The following is a 22,367-nucleotide window of genomic DNA, read 5'->3' as shown; positions in this document are numbered from 1 at the left end:
TCCCGTGCCGGGCGGGAGCCGCGGCGTGTCAGTCGAGTGTTCGTATCAGGGCGTCGCTATAACCGCGCGCGCGCAGCTTGGCGAGCGCCTCCTCGGCCTGTCCACGGGTTGCGAAGGGGCCGACGCGGACGATGGCGAGTGAGCCGCTTGTCTCGACGTAACCCTGCACCTCGCGCGCCAGCCTTTCGGCATTGGCCCGGACCGAGAAGGCCCCGAGCTGGACTGCGAACCTGCCATCCGGCGCAGTCGGAACCATCACCGGCGCAGCGGCGGGACCTCCTTCGAAGGCGTCGGGCAATTCGGGGCCACCCGGGCGCTCGGAGGGCGGTGGCGCGGGCTGCTCTGCGGGCTCTTCCGGTGTGGGTTCCACGGCAGCCTCCTCATTGGGATCGAGCCTGGCAATCGCTTCCGCGCTGGGCGCGGTCCCGCTCACTTCGGCCTGGCGCGGGTCGCCCAAGGGAGCGGAGCCTTGCTCTGGAAGGCGCCGCTTGAGGACCTCCAGCAATCCCTGTGGCGTATCCATGCGCGGCGGAGCTTCCCGTCCGGCGCGCAGCTCGGCGCGCTGCTCCTCGGGCGGGTTGACCCGCCGCATGCGGATCGGGGCGCCCTCGCCCACACCCAATTGGGCGAGTGCGGCATCGGACAGGCCGAGCAGTCGGTCGTTGATCATCGGGCCCCGGCGCTCAAGCCGCACGAGAATGGTGCGCCCGGTATCGAGTGCCGTGACTTCGACATAGCTGGGAAGCGGCAGTGTGCGGTGCGATCCTGTGACGCCCACGGCGCCCTGATCTGCGGTCACATAGCCCACGCGGTCGTAATTCATCGTATCGACCGGCGTGTAGGTGATGCCGTCGATCGTGTACGGATCTCCGATCACCACGGGATAGTCGGCTGCCGGGCCATTGGCCTGAACGGGCGCGACGGAACCGGGCGCGGGCTTCGCGGTGCTCGCGCAGGCACCCAGCGTCAACAGGCCGAGGCCCGACAAGGCAGTCGCAAGAACCCTAATTGGCAATTTCATCGGCCAGCAGCCCCACACTCATCGCGTAATAGTTCGAGCAGTTATATTCGAGAATGACCCGATAATTCGAGGTTAACAGCCACGCAGGCGTTCCCGGCCCGTCGGGCTGGAACAGCGTCGCGAGCACATCGTCGCCGATAGAGCGCTGGGGCTGGACACCGAGGTTATGCCACTCGCGCACCGTCTTGTAGACGCTGTGACGTTCATGGACTCGCGCGCAGGTCGGTGCGACGATCCGCGTTCGATAGGCCGAAACATTGAAGCCCGCGGGGACCGAGGCGCGCACGCCCCAAGGCTGCCCTGCGCGCCAGCCCGCGTCGCGGAAATAGTTGGCGATCGAAGCCAGCGTGTCGGCGCCATTGTGCATGATGTCGGCGCGGCCATCGCCATTGCCGTCGGCGGCGAGGCGGAGATAGACCGAAGGGAGGAATTGCGGATTGCCGAAGGCGCCCGCCCAGCTGCCCTTGAGATCGCTGCGCGAATAGCCCTTGTCCGCTACCTTCATCAGCGCCACCCACTCGCTCGCGAAGAGCTCGCGGCGGCGGCCTTCCCAGGCGAGAGTGGCGAGTGCCTGCGAGAGGTCGAACCCGCCCTTGACCGCGCCATAGGCCGTCTCGTGCCCCCATATCGCCACCAGGATTTCCCCCGGCACTCCATAGTCTCGCTCGATCGAGCGCAGCGTGCCCGACCAGCTTGCGCGCACGTCACGCCCACCGCGGATCCGCGCGGCATCGACATGCGAGGCGATATAGGGCGCGAGCGGGGGATAGCCCGTCCCGCTAGACGAACCGGGCTGGCTACGATCGAGCGAGACCACCCTGTCGCTGGGTTCGAGCCCCGCGGTCATCCGCGCGAGCGTCGCGTCGCTGACGCCCTCGGCCCGCGCGCGGGCGATCAGGATCTGGAGATAGCTGTCGAAATCCAGGCCGGACTGGGCGGCCGCCGGGACAGCGGGGAAGGTCAGGGCCAAAGCCCCGAGTGTGGCGAAGAAGCGTCGAAAATTCATGGTCTAATTGTCGCAGAGGCTAGCTTAACGGCAAGTGTCATTCGTCTTGTACCATGCATCAACCATCGTCGTTCCCGGAAAAACGTGACAAGTCCGGGCGAAATGCCTAGCTAGCCCCGCGCTCGCGGAGAGGTGGCAGAGCGGTTGAATGCACCGGTCTTGAAAACCGGCAAGGGTGCAAGCCCTTCGTGGGTTCGAATCCCACCCTCTCCGCCAGCGGCCATCCACCGACAGGTCAGCACAGGGCGTAGCGCTTGAGCGCTTCGTAGTCCGCGCGACACGCTTCCGCGACGCGTGCGTAGTCGCCATCGAGTTCGGGCAGATCGGCCGGTGGAGGAGCGAAGCCGGTGGAGGCATTGACCTTGTCGTACCAATGCGCGCCCCACACCCCGTCCTCGGCATGCGGGCCCGGCGTCCAGGAGAGCATGGCGGGATCCCAGTCGATGCCCAGCGCGCCGCAGAGCTTCTCGAGCGTGTCGGCGGGATCAGCGAGGATATCGTCCGAATCGACCACCGGCGGGGTCACACCCGTCCGTTCGGCCTCGGCTTCGAAATAGGCGCGCATCCGCGCGAAGCCGAGCATCTCGGGCTCGCGCAGCTCGTTCTTCTGGCGATAGCTTGCCACCACGCGTTCGGGAGCACGGATGAGGAAGGCGTGGCGATGATCGGGCATGTCGGCGATCGAGACCGGGCCGACCATATGGTGCGGCATGTGCTTCTGGTACCAGATCGGCTTGCCGCGGGGCGCTTCACCCGATTGTCTGCGGAGCACCGAATGCCAGTCGCAATCCATGTCGGCGATGGTTTCCGCGGCGAGTGGATGCTGCTCTCCGGTCGCAGCGAGGAAGGCGCCGTAGAAGGGCTCGTCCGAGACCGCGCAGTCGGCGCGCGCGCCGAAGCTGCGCATCATCGCGGTCGAGATGTTGCGCGGCCCCGACCACATGGCGATGCGTACCGTCACGGGCGCTGCCTCGCCACCACGTCCTGTGCCAGCCGCGCGAGATAGAGCTGCTGCAAACGCTCGACCATCGGCCCGCGTTCGCTGCCGAGCACGCGTCCGTCGACCGATCCGACCGGGGCGACGCCGGCGAAGGTGCCGGTGGTGAAGGCCTCCTCCGCGCCGTAGACATGGGTGAGCGAGAAATTGCGCTCGCGCACGGTGATGCCCGCCTCGCGCGCGACCTCGATCACCACCGCACGGGTGATCCCGTCGAGGCAGTAGTCGCCGCTCGAGGTCCAGATCTCGCCATCCTTGACGATGAAGAAGTGGGTCGAATTGCAGGTCGCGACGAAGCCGTGCGGGTCGAGCATCAGCCCCTCGTCCGCGCCCGCCTGCGCCGCCTGGATGCAGGCGGTGATGCAGTTCAGCTTGCTGTGCGAGTTGAGCATCGGGTCCTGCACGTCGGGGTAGCCGCGTCGGACATGGACGGTGGCGAGGCACAACATGCGCTCGGCGGTTTCGGGCGCGGGCTCCTTCCACTCGGGAATGATCACTACGGTGGCGGGCGTCACCACCACGCGCGGGTCCTGATAGGGGGTGGAACGGATGCCGCGCGTCACCATCAGGCGGATGTGGACGCCGTCGCCATACATGCCGTTGGCATCGAGCACGGCATAGAGGCGGCGCTCCATCTCCTCGCGCGATATCCCGATATCCATGAGGATCGCCTTGGCCCCGCGCCAGAGCCGGTCGAGATGGCGGTCGAGGAAGGCGAGCCGGCCCCGGTGAAGGCGGATGCCCTCCCACACGCCGTCACCGAGCATGAAGCCGCTGTCGAAGACGCTGACCTTGGCCTCCGGCCGCGCGACATGCTCGCCGTTGATGTCGATGACGACCGCTTCGTTGCGCTCGTCGGGAACGTAGAGATGCGTGCCCTGCGTCATCTCAGCGACCCCTTGCGGCGATCTCGTCCATCGCATCGCGGAGCTTGGGATCCCACTCGGCCTTGAGCTCCCTGATCTTGGCGAGGAGCGCCTCGTTCTCGTAGGCCGGGATGTCGAGCCGGTAGACGTCGGCGATCTCGCGCATCGAGGTGCGGTCCATCTCTTCCCACGCATCGACCATCGCGATCGCGGCCTGCCGATCATGCCCGAGCGCTTCGTAGACCGAGCGGCCCATGCGCAGCGCGCTGTCGTAGGTCTCGCGGATGATGTCGCGGCAGCCCATCGCCCACAGGTGATAGACATGGTCGCGGTCCTTGGCGCGCGCGACGACATGGAGGTTGGGGAAATTGGTGCAGGCGTAGCGGACCAGTTTGTCGATCTGCTCGCGCTCGTCGAGCGCCACCACCAGGATGCGTGCGCGTTCGATCCCTGCGCTCGCCAGCAGGTCGGGCCGCGTCGCATCGCCGTAATAGGTGGTGATGCCGAACTTCTTGAGGTTCTCGAGATGCTGGCTGTTGTAGTCGATCACCGTAGCGCGGTGTCCCGCGGCATCGAGCATGCGGTCGACGATCCCGCCGACTCGGCCGCGACCGGCGATGATGATCGGATTCTCCTCGTCGATCACATCGGCCTCGTCGGGCGCCTGTCCGGTGCAATAGGCATGCGCGATCAGCTTGTCGTAGAGGATGAAGAGCAGCGGCGTGGCGAGCATCGACAGCGCTACGATCAGCAGCAGCTGGTCGGCGAAGGCCTGGTCGAACACGGCATTGCCGACTGCGAAGGCAATCAGGACGAAGGCGAACTCCCCCGCCTGCGGCAGGCTCAGACAGAACAGCCACAGCGCCTGCTTGCGAAGACCGTAGAGCCAGCCGACCACGAGCAGCACCGCGATCTTGGCGGCGATGGTGACCGCAGCCCAGAACACCACCGAGCCCCAGATCGTGCTCGCCAGTTCGAAGTCGATCCCCGCGCCCACGGTGATGAAGAACAGGCCGAGCAGCAGTCCCTTGAACGGGTTGATGTCGCTTTCGAGTTCGTGGCGGTATTCGCTCGTCGCCAGCACCACGCCGGCGATGAAGGCGCCGAGCGCGGGCGAGAGACCGACCAGCGACATCAGCAGCGCGATGCCGATCACCACCACCAGCGCGGCGGCGGTGAAGAGCTCGCGCAGGTTCGCCTTGGCGATGTAGCGGAACAGCGGGCGGATCGCGAAGATGCCGAGCGCGACCACCGCGGCGACCGCGCCGACGCGCGTTAACCCGGCGAGCCAGCCGCTCATCTGCGCAGTGAGGTCGATGCCGCCATGCACCTCCTCGCCGGAAGCGGCCGCGCCCCCGAGCTCTGGCAGGGCGAGCAGCGGGATCAGCGCAAGGATCGGGATCACCGCCACGTCCTGCACCAGCAGCACCGAGAAGCTGGCCTCACCGCCCTCGGTCTTGAGCAGCCCCTTTTCGGTCAGCGTCTGGACGATGATCGCGGTCGAGCTGAGCGCGAGAACCATGCCGATCGCCAGCGCGGTCTGCCAGGGCTGCCGGTCGATCAGCGCGATGCCCGCGATCACCAGCGTCGTCAGCAGCACCTGCCCGCCGCCGAGCCCGGCGAGCTTGCCGCGCATCGCCCACAGTCGCCTGGGTTCGATCTCGAGCCCGATGATGAACAGCATCATCACCACGCCGAACTCGGCGAAGACCTGCAGCGCTTCGACATTGACCCTGAGCGAGGCAAGCACGGGCGAAATCGCCATGCCCGCGAGCAGGTAGCCGAGCACCGAGCCGAGTCCGAAGCGGCTCGCCAGCGGCACCGCGACCACCCCGGCAACGAGGATGAGGAAGGCGAGGATCAGGAACCCGGTCACTGTTTACTCGCCCTCCCCGTTTGGGATCAGATATGCAGCGCGCGCCCGTAGCTCGCAAGCACGCTCTCGTGCATGCTCTCGCTGATCGTCGGATGCGGGAAGACGGTCTGCATCAGTTCGGCCTCGGTGGTCTCGAGCGTCTTGCCGACGACGAATCCCTGGATCATCTCGGTCACCTCGGCGCCGACCATATGCGCGCCGAGCAGTTCGCCGGTCTTGGCATCGAAGACGGTCTTCACGAAACCCTCGGCCTCGCCCAGCGCGATGGCCTTGCCGTTGCCGATGAAGGGGAAAGTGCCCGCCTTGACCTCGTAGCCCGCTTCCTTGGCCTTGGCTTCGGTCAGGCCGACGCTGGCGATCTGCGGGTGGCAATAGGTGCAGCCGGGGATGTTGTTGCGGTCGAGCGGGTGCGGATGGACCTCCTTGTTGCCCAGTTCCTTCGCGATCGCCTCGGCGGTGGTGACGCCTTCGTGGCTCGCCTTGTGCGCCAGCCACGGGCCCGGCGTGCAGTCGCCGATCGCCCACAGACCCTTGGACTTGGTGCGGCCGTAATCGTCGATCTGGATGAAGCCGCGATCCATCTCGACGAGCTTTTCGAGCCCGACATTCTCGGTGTTGGGGACGATCCCGATGGCGACGATGCAATGGCTGAACTCGGTCTCGCTGACCTTGCCGTCCTTGGCCTTGATCTTGGCCGTCACGCCTTTGGCAGTGACCTTCAGGTCCTCGACGCCCGCGCCGGTCATGATCGTCATGCCCTGCTTGGTCAGGCTCTTCTCGAGGAAGGCGGAGACATCCTTGTCTTCGACCGGAACGACGCGGTCGAGCATTTCGACCACCGTCACGTCGCAGCCCATATCGTTGTAGAAGCTGGCGAATTCGATCCCGATCGCGCCGCTGCCGATGACCAGCAGCTTCTTTGGCATCTCGGGCGGGGTCATCGCGTGGCGGTAGGTCCAGACGCGCTTGCCGTCGGCCTTGGCGAAGGGCAGGTCGCGCGCGCGAGCGCCGGTGGCGACGATCACGTGCTTGGCGCTGAGCTTTTCCTCGCCCTTCTCGCCCTTGACGGTGAGGCTGGTCGGGCCGGTCAGCGTGCCCTCGCCCATATGCACCGCGATCTTGTTCTTCTTCATCAGGTGCGTGACGCCCTGGTTCAGCTGCTTGGCGACGCCGCGGCTGCGCTTCACCACCGCTTCGAGATCGGCCTCGATCTTGCCGGCGATCTTGAGCCCGTAATCGCTCGCATGCTGCGCGTAATGGAGGATCTCTGCCGAACGCAGCAGTGCCTTCGTGGGAATGCAGCCCCAGTTGAGGCAGATGCCGCCGAGCAACTCGCGTTCGACGATGGCGGTCTTCAGCCCCAGCTGCGCGCAGCGGATCGCCGCGACATAGCCGCCGGGGCCGGAGCCGAGCACGATAACGTCGTATTGGGTGTCAGCCATGATTCGTCTCTGTAATCTCTCGTTTGGTCGCAGACATGGACCGGGTGTTACACGGTCCAAGCGAAGAAAATCCGGCTCGCGCAGAGCCGCGCTGCGAAGCGGTCCGGAGCGGGGAATGGGTGCGGATCATGCGCGTGCTTATCGCATGGCGAGCATGTTGTAGGACAGCGCTCATGCCCATTGCGCCACCGCGCGCGGGCGGTCGTTTTCGTCGAGCAGCACGAATTTGAAGGTGCCCTGCGCCACCTTGGTCTCGGCCTCGCCATTGCGTTCGCGCGCCACGGCCTCGGCGGCGATGGTCAGCGAGGTGGTGCCGGTCGCGACGATGTCGCAATAGACCGAGAGCTCGTCGCCCACCTGCATCGCGCCGGGAAAGGCGAAATCGCTGGCCGAGACGACCACCGCCTTGCCCTTCCCCTCGCGGCTCGCGAGCGAACCGGCGCCGAGCGCCATCTGGCTCATCAGCCAGCCGCCGAACACCCCGCCATAGGGGTTGAGATCGGTCGGCATGGCGGTGACGCGGATGAGGGGGGAGCGATCAGGCAACTGCGGTCTCACCAACGAAATCGTCCCTTGTTGCGTAGAGCGCAGTGAATATCGTGGCCGCGAACACAACGTGGGCGAGCATTGCGCTTAGCAATGGTTCCGCAATTCCGAGCGCATTGATCCCGGCGCATAGCAGTACAGCGACACAGGAGTTTGTTGCTATGACGCCCCATCGCTTGCCTTGAGATAGCTTCTCGCCTGCAAAGGTTGAGGGGAGAGCAACCAGAAGTAAGCCGAGTCCCGTCAGGATGACGCTCGATCCGTACACACCGGTCAGAACGTAAGCATCCTGCGGCCAAGCGAAGCCATCGACGTCAATCTCCCTCGCAAGCCAGACAAGTGGCCAAACAACTATTGGCGTGATGAGAGTTGCGACCCAGAGCTGAATCTTGAGGCGACGAGGTAACACGCTTTAGACCACCAGCCCCATCGGGTTCTCGCACAGCTGCTTGAAGGCTTCCATCAGCTGCGCGCCGTCGGCGCCGTCGATGGCGCGGTGGTCGAAGCTGCCGGTGGCGCTCATCACGGTGGCGACGCCCAATGCTCCGTCGACCACCCAGGGGCGCTGCTCGCCCGCGCCGACCGCGAGGATCATCGCCTGCGGCGGGTTGATCACCGCGTCGAACTGCTTGGTGCCGAACATGCCGAGGTTGGAGAGCGAGGCGGTGCCGCCCTGGAATTCCTGCGGCTGCAGCTTGCCGTCCTTGGCCTTGCCCGCAAGCTCCTTCATCTCGGTGCTGATCTGCGCGAGGCCCTTGCGGCCCGCATCGCGGATGATCGGGGTAATCAGGCCCGAGGGCGCGGCGACCGCGACCGAGATGTCCTCGCGGCTGTACTGGAACAGCTCGTCGCCCTGGAAGCTGACATTGCACTTGGGCACGCGTTGGAGCGCGCGGGCGAGCGCCTTGATCAGAAGGTCGTTGACCGAGAGCTTCACGCCGTCGGCCTCGAGCGATTTGTTGAGCTCGCCGCGCAGCTTGAGCAGCGCATCGAGGCGCACGTCCACTGTAAGGTAGATATGCGGGATGGTCTGCTTCGCTTCGGTCAGGCGCCGCGCGATGACCTTGCGGACATTGTTGAGCTTCTGCGCTTCGTAGGGCGCATCGAGATCGCCGCCGAGCGTTGCGGGCTTGGCGGGAGCGGCCGCGGCGGGTGCCGCTTCGGCCTTCGCCGGTGCAGCGCCGGGCTGCGCGCCTTCGACGTCCGCCTTGACGATACGGCCGTTGGGACCGCTGCCCGTCACACCCGCGAGGTCGATGCCCTTCTGCTCGGCAATGCGCTTCGCCAGCGGCGAGGCAATGATGCGGTCACCCTTGGCACCATCCGCTCGTCCTGAGCCTGTCGAAGGACTGTTACCGGACTCTGCCGCTGCCGGTTTCGCCTGGCCTTCGACAGGCTCAGGCTGAGCGGGGGTGGGTTTGGCCTCGCTCTCCGCTTCCGCGGGCGCAGCCTTGGCGGCCTCGTCCACATCTTCGCCCTCTTCGGCGAGCATGGCGATGACGGTGCCGACCTTGACCCCTTCGGTGCCCTCGTCGACCGCGATCGAGGCGATCGTGCCCTCGTCCACCGCCTCGAATTCCATCGTCGCCTTGTCGGTCTCGATCTCGGCCATGATGTCGCCGGCCTCGACCTTGTCGCCCGGCTTCACCAGCCATTTGGCGAGCGTGCCTTCCTCCATGGTGGGCGACAGGGCGGGCATTTTGATCGGCGTGGGCATGGTCTTGACGTTACGTCCTCGCTGGGGAGTGAGTTCGCTGGCACCTCTGGCGAAAAGGGCGATGCGCCGCAAGGTCCTTGCGTAGAATACGAATTAGCGGATAGGCGCTGCGCGAGGGGAAAATCGACTATGCGTACATACCTTGTCGTGATGGACGAGACCGAGGAAGCCAAGACCGCCCTGCGCTTCGCCTCGTTGCGCGCGCAGAAGACCGGCGGATCGGTGCATATCCTCGCGCTGGTGCCGCAGCAGACCTTCAACGCCTTCGGCGGGGTGCAGGCGACGATCGAGGAGGAAGCGCGCCAGCGCGCCGAGGTGATGGCCAATTCGGCCGCCGGCAACATCTTCGGCGAAATGGGCAAGATGCCGATCATCGCGGTGCGTCCGGGCCCGCCCGCCGACGTGATCCGCAAATATATCGAGGAACACGGCGGCATCGCCGCGCTGGTCCTGGCGACCAGCGCGGAGGGCAATTCGGGCCCGCTGGTGACGCATTTCGCGGGGCATGCCGGGCAGCTGCCCTGCCCGCTCTACCTCGTCCCCGGCGGGCTGAGCCGCGAGGCGATCGACGAGCTGGCCTAACTCGCCAGCTGTTCGCGCCGCAGCGCCTTCGCGCCGCGCCATTCCATGAAGGCGAAGAATTCGACCGCGCAAGCCTGGCCGATCAGGATTGCGTGGCCGAGCGGCGTGAGCTGGCTAAAGAAGGCGAGCCACACGCCGATGCTGGCCAGGACCCAGGCGGCGTTGCCCGCGACCACCGCGGCGAGCAGCGGGCGCGAGGGACTGAAGGCCTGCCACAGGAACAGCAGCGCGGAGGGCACGCAGATCCAGCCGGCGATCGCGACGACGGTTGCAGGCAGGCCGGTCATCGCGGCGAGCGTGCCGGTGGCGCCGAGGCACAGGAGGACGAACAGCGCCGCGCTGGCGGCATCGAGCAGCAATGTGGTGCGAAGGTTCATGATCGATACTCCGGTTGTCGAAGTCGCCAGCATCGCGCCGGAAAGGCGGCGGGTCGATTACCCGCGAGGTAATGGAACTGCATTCGCGCCCACGCTAGGCAGGCGGGTGAAGGGAGCCCTGCGATGGACGTAGCACCGCTTGGCGAACAGCTTCGCGAATGGCGCGCGCGGCGGCGGATGAGCCAGATGGACCTGGCGCTCGATACCGAGATCTCGACGCGGCACCTCAGCTTCATCGAGACAGGGCGCTCGCGCCCCAGCCCCGAGGTGATCGAACGGCTCGCCGAATGTCTCGACGTGCCGCATCGTGCGCGCAACGCGCTGCTGCTGGCGGCGGGCTACGCCCCTGGATATCGCGAGCGGCCGCTGGCCAGCGAGGAGATGGCGGCGATGCGCGCGATCGTCGACCATGTGCTCGCCGGGCACGAGCCCTACCCCGCGCTGGCGGTCGACCGCCACTGGAACATGGTGGCGGCCAATGCCGCGGTGACGATCCTGACCGAGCAGGTGTCCGCCGCGCTCCTCGAACCGCCCACAAACGTGCTGCGGATCGCGCTGCATCCCGACGGGCTTGCTCCGCAGATCGTCAATTACGACGAATGGCGCGCGCATATCCTCCACCGCCTCGCGCGGCAGGTCGAGGCGAGTGCCGATCCGGTTCTGGCCGCCTTGCACGAAGAACTGGCGGGCTACGACCGGCAGGCGAACGACAACGAGACCACGCTCGCCACCGATATCGCGGTGCCGCTGGTGATCGACACGGTGGTCGGGCGGGTGTCCTTCGTCTCGACGGTGACGATCTTCGGTACGCCGGTCGACGTGACGCTGTCCGAACTGGCGATCGAGGCGTTCTACCCCGCCGATCGCCCGTCGGCGCAACTGCTCCAGCGGCTGATGGCCTAGCTCTTCTTGCGCCCCTGGTGGCGGATATTGCCCGGCCGACCGCGCTTGCCCTGATCGTACGACTGGCGCGGTGCGCCCTTGCCCTTGGCGGGGCCCTTCTTGGGGCCGCGCTTCTGGTGCGTGCGCTTTTTCTCCGGGGCGCGGTTGCCGCGCGGTTCGATCCCCGAGCCGTCGCTGTCGGGGACTTCGAACTTGAGCGCGCCGGTCAGCGCATTGGCTTCGGCGAGCTTGAGCCTCAGCCGGTCGCCCACGGCATATTCCTTGCCGCTGCTCTCGCCGACGAGCTTGCGCGCGGCCTCGTCATAGCTGAAATACTCCCGCCCGAGCGTGCTGACAGGGACGAGCCCATCGCCGCCGAGCTTGTCGATCGTGGCGAAGAAGCCGAAGCCCTGCACGCCGGTGATGCGCGTATCGAAGGTCTCGCCGACGCGGCCCGAGAGCCAGGCGGCGACATAGCGGTCGATCGTGTCGCGCTCGGCCTCCATCGCCCGCCGCTCGGTCTGGCTGATCGCGTCGGTGATCTGGTGGAGCGCGGTCTTGTCGCGGTCGGACAGGCCGGTGCCCTCGGGCAGGTCGACCTTGGGTTTGGGCTGTTCGAGCTTGTAGGCATCGACCAGCGCGCGGTGGACGAGCAGATCGGCATAACGCCGGATCGGCGAAGTGAAATGCGCGTAGCTGCCGAGCGAAAGGCCGAAATGCCCTGCGTTCTGCGGGCCGTAGAAGGCCTGCGTCTGGCTGCGCAGCACCGCTTCCATGATCAGCGCCTTTTCCGCCGGGTCGGCGATGTCCTTGAGCATGCGGTTGAACAGGCCCGGCGTGATCACCTGGCCGAGGGCGAACTTGCGGCCCTGGCTGGCGAGATATTCGCGGAAGGCGAGCAGCTTCTCGCGGCTCGGCTGTTCGTGGACGCGATAGACGACCGGCGCGGCTTTCGCCTCGAGCGCCTTGGCCGCGGCGACATTGGCGGCGATCATGAAATCCTCGACCACGCGATGCGCGTCGAGCCGCTCGCGCACGGTGATTTCCTCGATCTTGCCCTCGTCGTTGAGGCGCACCTGCCGTTCGGGCAGCTCGAGGTCGAGCGGATCACGGGCTTCGCGGGCCTTGAACAGCAGCTTCCACGCCCCCCACAGGTTCTGGAGGTATTCGGGCGCATCGCCCGCATCGACGGCCGCCTGTGCGTCCTCGTAAGCGATGTTCTTCGCCAGGCGGACGATGGCGCGGGTGAAGCGCCAGTCGCTGACCTTGCCGTCCTTGTCGATGCGGATGTGGCATGCCATCGCCGCGCGGTCGACGTCCTGCTTGAGGCTGCAGACATCGGCGCTGAGCACTTCGGGCAGCATCGGCACGACGCGGTCGGGGAAATAGACCGAATTGCCGCGCTTCCGCGCCTCACGGTCGAGCGCGCCGCCGGGGCGGACGTAGTAGCTGACGTCGGCGATCGCGATGATCGCCTTGTAGCCGCCCTTCCCGTCGGGCTCGGCCCAGATGGCATCGTCATGGTCGCGCGCATCGGCGGGATCGATCGCGACGATGGGGACGTCGCGCAGGTCCTCGCGGTGGTCGGGCGAGAGCGGCAGGTCGACAGCGCGTTCGGCCTCGGCGATGGCTTCCTGCGGGAAGATGTGCGGGATGCCGTGCTTGGCGATGGCGATCAGGCTGAAGGCCTTGGGCGCGAGCGGGTCGCCGACCACCTCGACCACCTTGACCTTCGAGCGCGCGGACTTGCCCATGCGTTCGGCGAGCACCAGCTCGCCTTCCTTCGCCTCGCCGAGATCGCCGATGGGCGCGCTGTCGCGCACGCGCTTGTCGACCGGCGCGAGCCAGGGCTTTCCCGCGCCATCGAACTCGACGACGCCCATTAGGCCTTCGGTGCGTGCGGGCAGCTTCTTCATCGGATGCGCGACCCAGCCACGCGGCGTTTCCTCGTTACGCGCGAGGATGCGGTCGCCGCGCTTGACCGTGGCAACCTTCTTGCTGTCCTTCACCACCAGCCGTGGCGGCTTTTCCTTGCTGTCGGGGGCCCAGTTCTCGGGCTCGGCAATGGCTTCGCCATCCTCGATCGCGACGACCTTGAGCACGGTCACCTTGGGCACGCCGCCCATGCGGTGATAGGCGGTGCGCTTGCCGTCGATCAGACCTTCCTCGGCCATGTCCTTGAGGCGCTTCTTGAGCGCGATCTTTTCCTGCCCCTTCAGCCCGAACGCCTTGGCGATCTCGCGCTTGCCGGCGGGGGTGTCGGAGGTCTGGATGAATTCGAGAATTTGTTCTTTCGACGGCAGCCCCTTGGCCTGCTGGAATTTGTTCTGTTTTGTCATGCGCGCCATATGGGGACGCGCCTAGCGGGTTTCACCCTCCTCCGCCGGATTGGGCGCGAATTGTCCCGCGGGGACCGCGCTGGAGACGGGGCTCCGTGTTCCGTCGGCGCCGATCGCGCTGACACCGAAGATCCAGTCGTCGCCGCGCACGCCATTGAGGCGGGCGCTGGTCGCGACGACATTCTCGATCACCGGCTCGGGGCGCCAGTAGGGCTCGTCGGTGCGTCGCTGCCAGACGGTGTAGCCGATCGCGCCGGGAACCTCTTCCCAGGCAACGTCGGTGAAGGTCTGCACCGCAGCCTTGGCCTGAGAGGCAGGCGGCACGGGCGAACGGGCGAGCGCATCGAGCGTGCGGATATTGAGCTGGGTCACCTTGGCGAGATAGGCGAAGTCCATCTTGTCGGGCGTGTCGCCATACTCGATCCCGTCCTCGGTCCGCAGGTCCTGGTGCTGCCAGTTGTAGTTCTCGACCGCGACGGTGAAGCGCACCGCCGGATAGCCCTTTTCGAGGAAGGGAATCTGGTCGCCGCCGCGTCCCATGCGGTCGGTCCGCCAGATCTGGCGCACGTCGAGCCCGCCTTCGCTCTCGTCGGCCAGCCGGTCGATATAGCGCGAGAGGTTGCGGCTCGGCGTGTCGTTCTCGCCCCCTTCGCGACGCTGCGCAGCGCGGAGGTCCTCGGTCAGGTCGGCACGCGGCCCTTCGGAAAAGACGCGAACATGGGCATCGTCGCACCAGCCATCGCTGCCGCAGCTTCCGCCGACGATGTCGTTGTTGAGCACCGCCTTGACCTGCCAGCCGTGCTCTTCCGCATAGTCGGCCATCAGCCGGCCTCCAAAGAGGCCCTGCTCCTCGCCCGACAGCAGCGCATAGACGATCGTCACCGGATAGCTGCGCTGCGACAGATTGCGCGCGGCCTCGAGCACGAGAACCGTGCCCGACCCGTCGTCGTTCGCGCCGGGGGCATCCTTCTGCCAGTCGAGCACGTCGCTGGCCCGGCTGTCGATATGGCCCTGGACGATGACCACCTCGTTCGGCCGCTCGGTCCCTCGCTGGATCGCGACCGCATTGCGCAGGCGGACGGGGTCGGGAATGCGCGAACCCGTCACCATCCGCTCCGGCGCGACCACGGTCAGGCAGCCGCCGCAGTCGTCGGAAATGCGGCCGAATTCGGCGAGGCCCCAGTCGATCGCGGCGCCGATCCCGCGCTCGGGATTATCCTGTTCTGACAACGTGTGCCGCGTGCCGAAGCCGACCAGCGTGTCGATATCGGCACGCAGCCGCTCCTGCGACACGCCCGCCGCAGGATCGCTCTCCTGTGCGGAAAGCGGGGTGGCGACGAGGGCGGCGAGCAGGAGCGTTTTCTTCATGCGCGCCTGCTTCGGGCAAAGCCCGCGTCATTTCAAGTCAGTAGGCCTTCGCTAGCAGGATTCGCTCGACCGCTGCCTCGCCGGTGAAAATGCAGCTGCCGTCGACCGGCGCCGCGTCCATCGGGACGTTGCGGATAGTGAGCTTGTGTTCCTTCAGCCGCTCGACGACCTTTTCGAGCGCGTCGCCGGTCGGCTTCGACCACTGGACCTCGACCCAGCCCGGATAGCGCGAGGCGGCGAAGTGCTTTTCCACCTCGGCGAAGTCGGTCACGCCGCGGATGATGTTGGCATCGCGGCGCTCGGCGGCTTCGGTGAGATAGGCAGCCTGCATGTCGGCGAGCACGTCGGCGATGGTCTGGCCGGCCACCTCGCGGGTCGGGTTCTGGAAGGCAGGCTTGCCCGTCTCTTCGTCCCATAGCCGGTCGCGGCGGAGCATCGAGACGACGCCGTTTTCCATATCGCGACCGCCGACCTCGACGATGATCGGGGCGCCCTTGCGGACATAGTCCCAGCGCTTCTGCGCGGCCTTGCCGGGGCGCGTGTCGAGCAGGACGCGCAGGCGCTCGCCGAACACGCTCTGCGTCGCGAGCGTCGCGCGCAGTGCCTCGCAATAGTCGATCAGTTCCTGGTCTTCGGGCTTGTCGCGCAGCATCGGCAGGATCACGACCTGCTGCGGCGCGATCTTGGGCGGCAGGCGCAGCCCGTCATCGTCGCCATGCGTCATGATCACGCCGCCAACCATGCGCGTCGAGACGCCCCAGCTGGTGGTGTGGGCGAGGCTCTCGCTGCCTTCCTTGTTCTGGAACTTGATGCCCGAGGCCTGCGCGAAATTGGTGCCGAGATAATGGCTGGTCCCGGCCTGGAGCGCCTTGCCGTCCTGCATCATCGCCTCGATCGACCAGGTCTCCACCGCGCCGGGGAAGCGTTCGTTCTCGGGCTTCTCGCCGGGGATCACCGCCAGCGCGAGATCCTCGTCGGCGAAGGCACGATAAACCTCGAGCATCCGCAGCGTGTGCTCCTTGGCCTCGGCCTCGTCGGCATGCGCCGTGTGGCCTTCCTGCCAGAGGAATTCGCTGGTGCGCAGGAACATGCGGGTGCGCATTTCCCAACGCACGACATTGGCCCACTGGTTGAGCTTCAGAGGCAGGTCGCGCCAGCTCTGGACCCAGCGCGCCATCGCGTCGCCGATGATGGTTTCCGAGGTCGGACGGACGACGAGCGGTTCTTCGAGCTTGGCTTCGGGATCGGGCACCAGCCCGCCATCCTTGCCCGCGATCAGCCGGTGGTGCGTGACGACGGCCATTTCCTTGGCGAAGCCTTCCACATGCTCGGCCTCGCGTTCGAAATTCGACAGCGGGATGAAGATCGGGAAATAGGCGTTCTCGTGACCGGTTTCCTTGATCCGGTCGTCGAGCAGGCGCTGCATCCGCTCCCAGATGCCATAGCCCCACGGACGGATCACCATGCAGCCGCGCACGCCCGATTCCTCGGCCATTTCGGCAGCGCTGATGACTTCCTGGTACCATGCGGCGAAATCGTCTTCGCGCCTGGTGTTCAAGGCATGGCGGATCTGGGCCAAGATGTAGTTCCCGTTGTTGCTGGTCGGATCGGCGCGCGGGCCGATGCCGTCATTTGCTCAATTCGTCCAGCTTCTTCTGCATCGCCGCCATCTGCTCGCGCATCTGGGCGAGCTCGTCCGACTGGCCCGGTGTCCGCTTGTCCTGGCCCGGCTTGTTGCGGCCGGGAATGAAGGCTTCGGCCGCGTTCTGCATCATCTTGAAATTGGCCTCGGCCATCTTGGCCAGCGGATTGTTCTCCATCCCCTTGGCGAAGGCCGCCTGCAACTGCTCGCGGTTCTTGCGCAGGTTCGCCATGCTCGCCTCGAGATAGCTCGGCATCATCGCCTGCATCGAATTGCCGTACATCGAGATGAGATCGCGCAGGAAGCTGACCGGCAGCATCTGCGAACCGTGGCTTTCCTCTTCAACGATGATCTGCGTCAGGATCGTATGGGTGATGTCGTCGCCGGTCTTGGCGTCCAGCACATGGAAGTCGACATTCTCGCGTACCATTTTCGCGAGGTCGTCGAGCGTGATGTAGCTGCTGGTGTCGGTGTTGTAGAGTCGCCGGTTGGCGTATTTCTTGATGATGATCGGTTCGCCCTCGGCGGTCCGCTTGGCCATTGTCACATGCTCCCCAATTGTGCGCTGCAAGAGGATTAGCACGTGCACAAACCGCAGCGCAACATCACGCGAAGGTCAACCGAAGCGACGGCCCAGAACGGTGAGCAATTCATATTGTGAAAGAAGGGTTTGCTGCGCAGCATCGGACAGGCAGTACGGCAGCTCGACCCAGTCGCCCTCGGCGAGTTCGGGGGCCTCGGTGAGGTCGAGCACGATCATGTCCATCGAGACCTTGCCGAGGATCGGCAATTTGCGGTCGGCGTGGACGAAATGCCCCCCGCCCCAGCTGCGCAGGATACCGTCGGCATAGCCGAGCGAGACCACCCCGGTGCGCATTGCCCGGGGCGCAGTGAAGGTGGCGTTGTAGCCGACCGTGTCGCCCGCCTGCAGCTCGCGCGTCTGGATCAGCGCCGCCTGCGGGAAGGCGACCTGGGCGATGCGGCCATCGAGTTCCGCCCGGGGCGTGCCGCCATAGAGCGCGAGGCCGGGGCGCGTGAGATTGAAGGCATAGTTTTCGCCGAGCGCGATGCCCGCACTGTTGGCGAGGCTGGCTTCCTTGTGCTTCACTGCGGGCAGGCAGGCGCGGAAACGGTCGAGCTGGCGCGCATTCATCGCGCTGTCCTCGTCGGCGCAGGCGAGGTGGCTCATCAGCACATCGACCTCGAGTGCCTGGATGAGCGGGGCGGACAGGTCCGCAGGAGCCACGCCGAGCCGATTGATCCCCGTGTCGACCATCAGGTCGCAGGCCCCTCCCCCGCCCTCGGTCCAGAGCTTCGCCTGTTGCAGGCTGTCGATCACCGGTCGCACGCCGGTCGCGCGGGCAAAGCTGACATGATCGGCGCCATGCGGCCCGTGGAGGACCGAGACTTGGTCCGCAGGGACATGCCGCAGCACCGCGGGAACCTCGCTCCAATGCGCCACGAAGAAATCGCGGCAGCCGGCGTCGCGCAGGATCGGCAGGCAACGATCGACGCCGAGGCCGTAGCAGTTCGCCTTGACCGCTGCGCCTGCGCGTGCGCCGCCCGACAGCTCGTCGAGGGTCTGCCAGTTATGCGTCAGCGCGTCGCTGTCGATACGCAGCCGCAGTGTCGGCGGCGGAAGCTCGGTCATGCAATACTCACGATGTGGCGGGAGAGGCGGCCGGGTCCTGCCCGCCGTCCGCGAAGTCGCGCGGCGGGCCGTCGGGCAGGCCCCACCAGGCGACGATGAGGCCGAAACCGACCACGACCATGGTGTACCACAGCCCGGCGTAGGCATTGCCCGTCATCGCCACGATATATCCCGCGATCAGCGGCAGGAAACCGCCCAGATAGCCTGCGCCGATGTGGTAGGGGATCGACATCGAGCTGTAGCGGATCTTGGCCGGGAACATCTCGGTCAGCAAAGCCGCGACCGAGCCGTAGGTCAGCGCCGAGAGCATGCCCAGCACGAGCAGCAGCGCGATGATCCCGATCACGCTGGCAAAGGGCGGCGTCTGGCGCGCGAAATCATAGCCATTGCCTTCGAGCCAGGCCTGGATGATCGCACGGCGCGTGGTGTCGGGCAGGCCTTCGTAGCTGTAGCTGTCCTGCCCGATCGCGAGTTCGGCGGTCGCGCCGTCGCCGATGGCATATGGGACCCCGAGCGCGGTGAGATCCTGCAGCGCCCGGCCGCAGGGGCTGGCCTGAATTTCGGCGAAGGGATCGTATTCGCACTGCGCACCGCTGACGGTGACGGGCGCGGCCCGGGCGCTTGCTTCGAGCCCCGGATTGGCGAGCGATCCGATGCCCCAGAACACCGGGAACAGCAGCGCGAGCGAGGCGAGCGCGCCGATGATGATCGGTTTCTTGCGCCCCACCCTGTCGGACCAGCGGCCGACGACGACGTAGAAGCTCATCGAGATTGCGCCTGCGATCAGCAGCATCCATTCGACGAGGCTCTCCTCGACCCGCATCGGACCGCGCAGGAACGACAGGCCCGAGAAGAAGGCGGTGTACCAGATGGTGGTGAGCACGCCGGTGATACCGAACAGCGCGACGAAGATGCGCTTGGGATTGCCCGGATAGGTCAGGCTTTCCTTGAACGGATTGGCACTCGTCTCGCCGGCCTCCTTCATCGCCTTGAACACGGGGCTCTCGGACAGCTTGAGCCGCATCCACAGCGATATGCCGAGCAAAGCGATCGACAGCAGGAAGGGAATGCGCCAGCCCCACGCGGCGAAATCCTCCGCCGGGATCAGCGCACGGCAGGCGATCACCACGATGATCGACAGGACGAAACCGCCGACCACGCTCGCCTGGATGAAGCTGGTGTAGAAGCCGCGCTTCTCGGGCGGCGCATGTTCGGCGACATAGATCGCCGCCCCGCCATATTCGCCGCCCAGCGCGAGGCCCTGGAGGATACGCAGGCCGAGCACGATCAGCGGCGCGGCCAGGCCGATGCTCGCCGCACTCGGGATCAGCCCGACGCCTGCCGTGGCGATCCCCATGAGGGTGACGGTGACGAGAAAGGTGTATTTGCGCCCGAGCCTGTCGCCGAGGAAGCCGAACAGGATCGCGCCCAGCGGGCGGAAGCCGAAGCCGACCGCGAAGCCGGCCCAGACGAGCAGGATTTCGAGCGTTTCGTTGTCGCTCGGGAAGAAGGCCGCGCCGATCAGCCCGGCGAGCGTGCCGTAGATGAAGAAATCATACCACTCGAAGATCGTCCCCGCGCTGCTGGCGGCGATGACCAGGCGGATTTCCTGCTCGGTCGGTTCCCTCTGCGTGGCCTCTGCGCCGTCGGGCATGTCGCGCTCCCTCATCCGCGATATCGTTCTGTCTGAAAAAAGGTCTAGCCCGGCGTTCCTGGGTTGGAAAGCGCGGCTAGCGCGGCTCTCCACGGCAGGAGAATCGCCTCGTGGCGGCCGCGGTGCGGACGTGCGGCTTCGAGCAGTTCGAGCCGCGGCAGGATGGCGCTCGGCGCCCTGCCCTCGAGCCATTCGCCGAGCTCTTCGATCGTGGTCTGGACCGCCTCGGCATCCATTCCGGCGGCCTCGCGGGCGAAGATCGCTGCCGAGGCTTGCCCCACCGCACAGGCGGAGACCCGGATCCCGACCGTTTCGATCCTCTCTGCGTTCGAGGACGAGAGGTCGATCACGCTGCCGCAACTGCGCGAACGCGCATGGCCGATGGCGCGCGCGCGATCGTCGTAGGGGACCTCGGCCAGTTCGACTGCGAGCGCCAGCAGCTCGGGTGAATAGAGCGCCGCGGCGCGTGGGGACGCCATCACTCTTCGCTGGCGGAGCGTTCGCGCAATTGCGCGCGCCGCTGCGCAAGCACCTCGACCAGAGCGCGCGAGCTCGCATCGACCAGCTCATAGCTGCGCGCGGTGGTGATCCAGCTGGGCCGGCCCTTGTATCCCCAGACGGTGTCGTAGCCGAGCACCAGCAGCGAAAAGGCGATGACCACGATGACGCTGCCCTTCAGTGCCCCGAAGCCGAAGCCGAGCACGCGGTCGACCGGGCCGAGCAGCGAATCCCGCGATGCCTTGCCGACATTGTTGGCGATGACCTTCATCGCCGCATAGGGAATCAGCAGCAGCAGGGTGAAGGACAGGAGCGAGGTGGTGATGTCGCGGCCGATGTAGTCGTGCAGCGCCAGCGTGAGCGGCGTGTGCAGGAAGCGGATGGCGAAGGCGGCCAGTACCCAGGCAGCGAGCGACAGCACTTCCTGCAGGAAGCCGCGCAGGAAGCCGCCCACGGCGGCGATGCCGACAATCAGCAGGACGATAAAGTCGAAACCCGTCATGACCCTTCCTTCATCGGGGCCTTATGAACTCCCGATTATCCGGTCAACGAGATTGGCCAGTTGGGAGAGGCCATCGTAGGTCATGGCCGCCGATCCCGCCTTAACGTCTGCGGGGCCGAAGCCGCGATCGAAGCCGAGCTTGGCCGCTTCGCGTAGGCGCAATCCGCCATGCGCGACGGGGCGGATCTCGCCCGCGAGCGAGACTTCGCCGAGCCACACGCTGCGCGGAGGGAGCGGCCGGTCGGCCATGGCGCTGACCAGCGCCGCGGCCACCGCGAGGTCGGCTGCCGGGTCGGACAGGCGATAGCCGCCGGCGACGTTGAGATAGACCTCGGCCGAGGAGAAATTGAGCCCGCAGCGCGATTCGAGCACCGCCAGCAGCATGGCGAGCCTCCCGCTGTCCCAGCCCACAACCGCACGGCGCGGCGTCGCGCCCGATTGCAGCCGCACGATCAGCGCCTGGATCTCCACCAGCACCGGTCGCGTGCCTTCGATCGCGGGGAAGACGGCGCTCCCCGCCATCGGTTCGTCGCGTCCGGAGAGGAACAGCATCGAGGGGTTGTCGACCTCCTCGAGTCCCTCGCCCGCCATGGCGAAGACGCCGATCTCGTCGACCGCGCCGAAACGGTTCTTGAGCGCGCGCAGGATGCGGTACTGGTGGCTGCGTTCGCCCTCGAAGCTCATCACCACGTCGACCATGTGTTCGAGCACGCGCGGACCGGCGATACTGCCGTCCTTGGTCACATGGCCGACGAGGACCAGCGCGACACCGTTTTCCTTGGCGTAGCGGATCAGTTCGAAGGCACAGCCGCGCACCTGGCTGACCGTACCCGGAGCGCCCTCGATCGTGTCCGAATGCATCGTCTGGATCGAATCGATCACCAGCAGTGCGGGCGTGTCCATTGAACCAATTGTGGTGAGGATATCGCGCACCCCGGTCGCCGCAGCGAGCTTTACCGGTGCATCCGACAGCCCCAATCGCGCGGCGCGCATGCGGACCTGTGCGGTAGCCTCCTCCCCGCTGACATAGACCACGCCGCGTCCTTCACGCGCGATCTTCGCCGCAGCCTGCAAGAGGAGCGTCGACTTGCCGATCCCCGGATCGCCGCCGAGCAGGATCGCCGATCCGGGAACCAGTCCACCGCCCAGTGCCCGGTCGAATTCGGCGAGCCCGGTGGGCTGCCGCGTGGGTAGCGCGCCGGGCTTGTCGAGGTCGACGAACTCGACCGCCCTGCCCCCGCTCGACAGGTCGTGTTTCATCGAGAAGACCGTTGCCGGGACATCCTCGACCAGCGTATTCCATTCTGCGCAGTCGGCGCATTGGCCCTGCCAGCGGTGCGAGACGCTGCCACAGGCCTGGCAGACATAGCGTTTCTTGGGCTTGGCCATGCCCCCTGCTAA

General features: G+C 66.4%; 20 protein-coding genes and 1 tRNA gene. 3 read left to right on the top strand and 18 right to left on the bottom strand.

Features of this window, described 5'->3' with window-relative positions; genetic code table 11:
* Positions 1–28: 28 nt before the first annotated feature.
* Both K3181_RS14985 and K3181_RS14980 read right to left on the bottom strand, forming a co-directional pair.
* Positions 29–1,021, bottom strand: coding sequence for an SPOR domain-containing protein (locus K3181_RS14985; RefSeq protein WP_221603932.1), 993 nt, complete (start codon positions 1,019–1,021; stop codon positions 29–31).
* On the bottom strand, positions 1,005–2,027 hold the full coding sequence (locus K3181_RS14980) for a lytic murein transglycosylase (protein ID WP_221603931.1): 1,023 nt from the start codon (positions 2,025–2,027) through the stop codon (positions 1,005–1,007). Before K3181_RS14980 ends, K3181_RS14985 begins: the two co-directional genes overlap by 17 nt.
* Before the next feature lie 126 nt (positions 2,028–2,153).
* Between K3181_RS14980 and K3181_RS14975 the strand changes: the two genes are divergently transcribed.
* Positions 2,154–2,243, top strand: a tRNA-Ser gene (locus K3181_RS14975).
* A gap of 19 nt (positions 2,244–2,262) precedes the next feature.
* Here the strand turns inward: K3181_RS14975 and K3181_RS14970 are convergent.
* The 6 genes from K3181_RS14970 to K3181_RS14945 form a co-directional block, all read right to left on the bottom strand.
* Positions 2,263–2,988 carry a sulfotransferase-like domain-containing protein gene (locus K3181_RS14970; RefSeq protein WP_345725519.1) on the bottom strand — a complete coding sequence of 242 codons (726 nt, stop codon included), beginning with the start codon at positions 2,986–2,988 and terminating at the stop codon, positions 2,263–2,265.
* On the bottom strand, positions 2,985–3,911 hold the full coding sequence (locus tag K3181_RS14965; protein WP_221603930.1) for an aminotransferase class IV: 927 nt from the start codon (positions 3,909–3,911) through the stop codon (positions 2,985–2,987). The genes K3181_RS14970 and K3181_RS14965 overlap by 4 nt, the downstream gene beginning before the upstream one ends.
* A gap of 1 nt (position 3,912) precedes the next feature.
* Complete coding sequence (locus K3181_RS14960) at positions 3,913–5,766, bottom strand: cation:proton antiporter domain-containing protein (protein WP_221603929.1); 1,854 nt, start codon at positions 5,764–5,766, stop codon at positions 3,913–3,915.
* Positions 5,767–5,792: 26 nt separating this feature from the next.
* Positions 5,793–7,208: a dihydrolipoyl dehydrogenase gene (gene lpdA, locus K3181_RS14955; protein WP_221603928.1), complete on the bottom strand. Its 1,416-nt coding sequence runs from the start codon at positions 7,206–7,208 to the stop codon at positions 5,793–5,795.
* A gap of 171 nt (positions 7,209–7,379) precedes the next feature.
* Positions 7,380–7,718: an acyl-CoA thioesterase gene (locus K3181_RS14950; protein WP_247715177.1), complete on the bottom strand. Its 339-nt coding sequence runs from the start codon at positions 7,716–7,718 to the stop codon at positions 7,380–7,382.
* A 448-nt stretch (positions 7,719–8,166) separates the two neighbouring features.
* The gene (locus tag K3181_RS14945) at positions 8,167–9,471 is read right to left on the bottom strand and encodes a pyruvate dehydrogenase complex dihydrolipoamide acetyltransferase (protein WP_221603927.1); all 1,305 of its coding nucleotides are present in this window, start codon (positions 9,469–9,471) and stop codon (positions 8,167–8,169) included.
* A 129-nt stretch (positions 9,472–9,600) separates the two neighbouring features.
* Here K3181_RS14945 and K3181_RS14940 point away from each other — a divergent pair, with 129 nt between their 5' ends.
* A complete protein-coding gene (locus K3181_RS14940) occupies positions 9,601–10,053 on the top strand; it encodes a universal stress protein (RefSeq protein WP_221603926.1) in 453 nt (150 codons plus the stop codon).
* On the opposite strand, the gene K3181_RS14935 is transcribed toward K3181_RS14940, so the two are convergent.
* Positions 10,050–10,430: a hypothetical protein gene (locus K3181_RS14935; protein ID WP_221603925.1), complete on the bottom strand. Its 381-nt coding sequence runs from the start codon at positions 10,428–10,430 to the stop codon at positions 10,050–10,052. The two genes, K3181_RS14940 and K3181_RS14935, sit on opposite strands and share 4 nt — an antisense overlap.
* A gap of 123 nt (positions 10,431–10,553) precedes the next feature.
* Here K3181_RS14935 and K3181_RS14930 point away from each other — a divergent pair, with 123 nt between their 5' ends.
* On the top strand, positions 10,554–11,333 hold the full coding sequence (locus K3181_RS14930) for a helix-turn-helix domain-containing protein (protein WP_221603924.1): 780 nt from the start codon (positions 10,554–10,556) through the stop codon (positions 11,331–11,333).
* Here K3181_RS14930 and rnr read toward each other — a convergent pair.
* From rnr to radA, 9 genes are all read right to left on the bottom strand, one after another.
* Complete coding sequence (gene rnr / locus K3181_RS14925) at positions 11,330–13,651, bottom strand: ribonuclease R (protein WP_221603923.1); 2,322 nt, start codon at positions 13,649–13,651, stop codon at positions 11,330–11,332. The two genes, K3181_RS14930 and rnr, sit on opposite strands and share 4 nt — an antisense overlap.
* Before the next feature lie 21 nt (positions 13,652–13,672).
* Positions 13,673–15,019 (bottom strand): M28 family peptidase, encoded by a 1,347-nt coding sequence (locus K3181_RS14920; protein WP_221603922.1) that lies wholly within the window; start codon positions 15,017–15,019, stop codon positions 13,673–13,675.
* A gap of 37 nt (positions 15,020–15,056) precedes the next feature.
* Positions 15,057–16,598, bottom strand: coding sequence for a proline--tRNA ligase (proS, locus tag K3181_RS14915; protein ID WP_221603921.1), 1,542 nt, complete (start codon positions 16,596–16,598; stop codon positions 15,057–15,059).
* A gap of 49 nt (positions 16,599–16,647) precedes the next feature.
* Positions 16,648–17,202 (bottom strand): polyhydroxyalkanoate synthesis repressor PhaR, encoded by a 555-nt coding sequence (phaR, locus tag K3181_RS14910; RefSeq protein ID WP_221603920.1) that lies wholly within the window; start codon positions 17,200–17,202, stop codon positions 16,648–16,650.
* 75 nt (positions 17,203–17,277) lie between these two features.
* A complete protein-coding gene (alr, locus tag K3181_RS14905) occupies positions 17,278–18,312 on the bottom strand; it encodes an alanine racemase (protein ID WP_221603919.1) in 1,035 nt (344 codons plus the stop codon).
* Positions 18,313–18,319: 7 nt separating this feature from the next.
* Positions 18,320–19,966: an MFS transporter gene (locus K3181_RS14900; RefSeq protein WP_221603918.1), complete on the bottom strand. Its 1,647-nt coding sequence runs from the start codon at positions 19,964–19,966 to the stop codon at positions 18,320–18,322.
* A gap of 44 nt (positions 19,967–20,010) precedes the next feature.
* Positions 20,011–20,445, bottom strand: coding sequence for an iron-sulfur cluster assembly scaffold protein (locus K3181_RS14895; RefSeq protein ID WP_221603917.1), 435 nt, complete (start codon positions 20,443–20,445; stop codon positions 20,011–20,013).
* Complete coding sequence (locus tag K3181_RS14890) at positions 20,445–20,966, bottom strand: CvpA family protein (RefSeq protein WP_221603916.1); 522 nt, start codon at positions 20,964–20,966, stop codon at positions 20,445–20,447. The genes K3181_RS14895 and K3181_RS14890 overlap by 1 nt, the downstream gene beginning before the upstream one ends.
* A 21-nt stretch (positions 20,967–20,987) precedes the next feature.
* Positions 20,988–22,355 (bottom strand): DNA repair protein RadA, encoded by a 1,368-nt coding sequence (radA, locus tag K3181_RS14885; protein WP_221603915.1) that lies wholly within the window; start codon positions 22,353–22,355, stop codon positions 20,988–20,990.
* Between the last annotated feature and the right edge of the window lie 12 nt (positions 22,356–22,367).

It is taken from the genome of Qipengyuania mesophila, assembly GCF_019711655.1.
Classification (GTDB): Bacteria; Pseudomonadota; Alphaproteobacteria; order Sphingomonadales; family Sphingomonadaceae; genus Qipengyuania; species Qipengyuania mesophila.
The sequence above is the reverse complement of the archived record's forward strand: the minus strand, read 5'-3'. Positions and strand labels throughout refer to the sequence as shown.

Excerpts from the sequence above, each read along its gene's own strand:
- K3181_RS14985 (WP_221603932.1), bottom strand. The coding sequence starts at position 1,021 with ATGAAATTGCCAATTAGGGTTCTTGCGACTGCCTTGTCGGGCCTCGGC.
- K3181_RS14980 (WP_221603931.1), bottom strand. The coding sequence starts at position 2,027 with ATGAATTTTCGACGCTTCTTCGCCACACTCGGGGCTTTGGCCCTGACC.
- K3181_RS14965 (WP_221603930.1), bottom strand. The coding sequence starts at position 3,911 with ATGACGCAGGGCACGCATCTCTACGTTCCCGACGAGCGCAACGAAGCG.
- lpdA (WP_221603928.1), bottom strand. The coding sequence starts at position 7,208 with ATGGCTGACACCCAATACGACGTTATCGTGCTCGGCTCCGGCCCCGGC.
- K3181_RS14950 (WP_247715177.1), bottom strand. The coding sequence starts at position 7,718 with ATGCCGACCGATCTCAACCCCTATGGCGGGGTGTTCGGCGGCTGGCTG.
- K3181_RS14945 (WP_221603927.1), bottom strand. The coding sequence starts at position 9,471 with ATGCCCACGCCGATCAAAATGCCCGCCCTGTCGCCCACCATGGAGGAA.
- K3181_RS14940 (WP_221603926.1), top strand. The coding sequence starts at position 9,601 with ATGCGTACATACCTTGTCGTGATGGACGAGACCGAGGAAGCCAAGACC.
- K3181_RS14935 (WP_221603925.1), bottom strand. The coding sequence starts at position 10,430 with ATGAACCTTCGCACCACATTGCTGCTCGATGCCGCCAGCGCGGCGCTG.
- K3181_RS14930 (WP_221603924.1), top strand. The coding sequence starts at position 10,554 with ATGGACGTAGCACCGCTTGGCGAACAGCTTCGCGAATGGCGCGCGCGG.
- rnr (WP_221603923.1), bottom strand. The coding sequence starts at position 13,651 with ATGACAAAACAGAACAAATTCCAGCAGGCCAAGGGGCTGCCGTCGAAA.
- K3181_RS14920 (WP_221603922.1), bottom strand. The coding sequence starts at position 15,019 with ATGAAGAAAACGCTCCTGCTCGCCGCCCTCGTCGCCACCCCGCTTTCC.
- phaR (WP_221603920.1), bottom strand. The coding sequence starts at position 17,202 with ATGGCCAAGCGGACCGCCGAGGGCGAACCGATCATCATCAAGAAATAC.
- alr (WP_221603919.1), bottom strand. The coding sequence starts at position 18,312 with ATGACCGAGCTTCCGCCGCCGACACTGCGGCTGCGTATCGACAGCGAC.
- K3181_RS14900 (WP_221603918.1), bottom strand. The coding sequence starts at position 19,966 with ATGCCCGACGGCGCAGAGGCCACGCAGAGGGAACCGACCGAGCAGGAA.
- K3181_RS14895 (WP_221603917.1), bottom strand. The coding sequence starts at position 20,445 with ATGGCGTCCCCACGCGCCGCGGCGCTCTATTCACCCGAGCTGCTGGCG.
- K3181_RS14890 (WP_221603916.1), bottom strand. The coding sequence starts at position 20,966 with ATGACGGGTTTCGACTTTATCGTCCTGCTGATTGTCGGCATCGCCGCC.
- radA (WP_221603915.1), bottom strand. The coding sequence starts at position 22,355 with ATGGCCAAGCCCAAGAAACGCTATGTCTGCCAGGCCTGTGGCAGCGTC.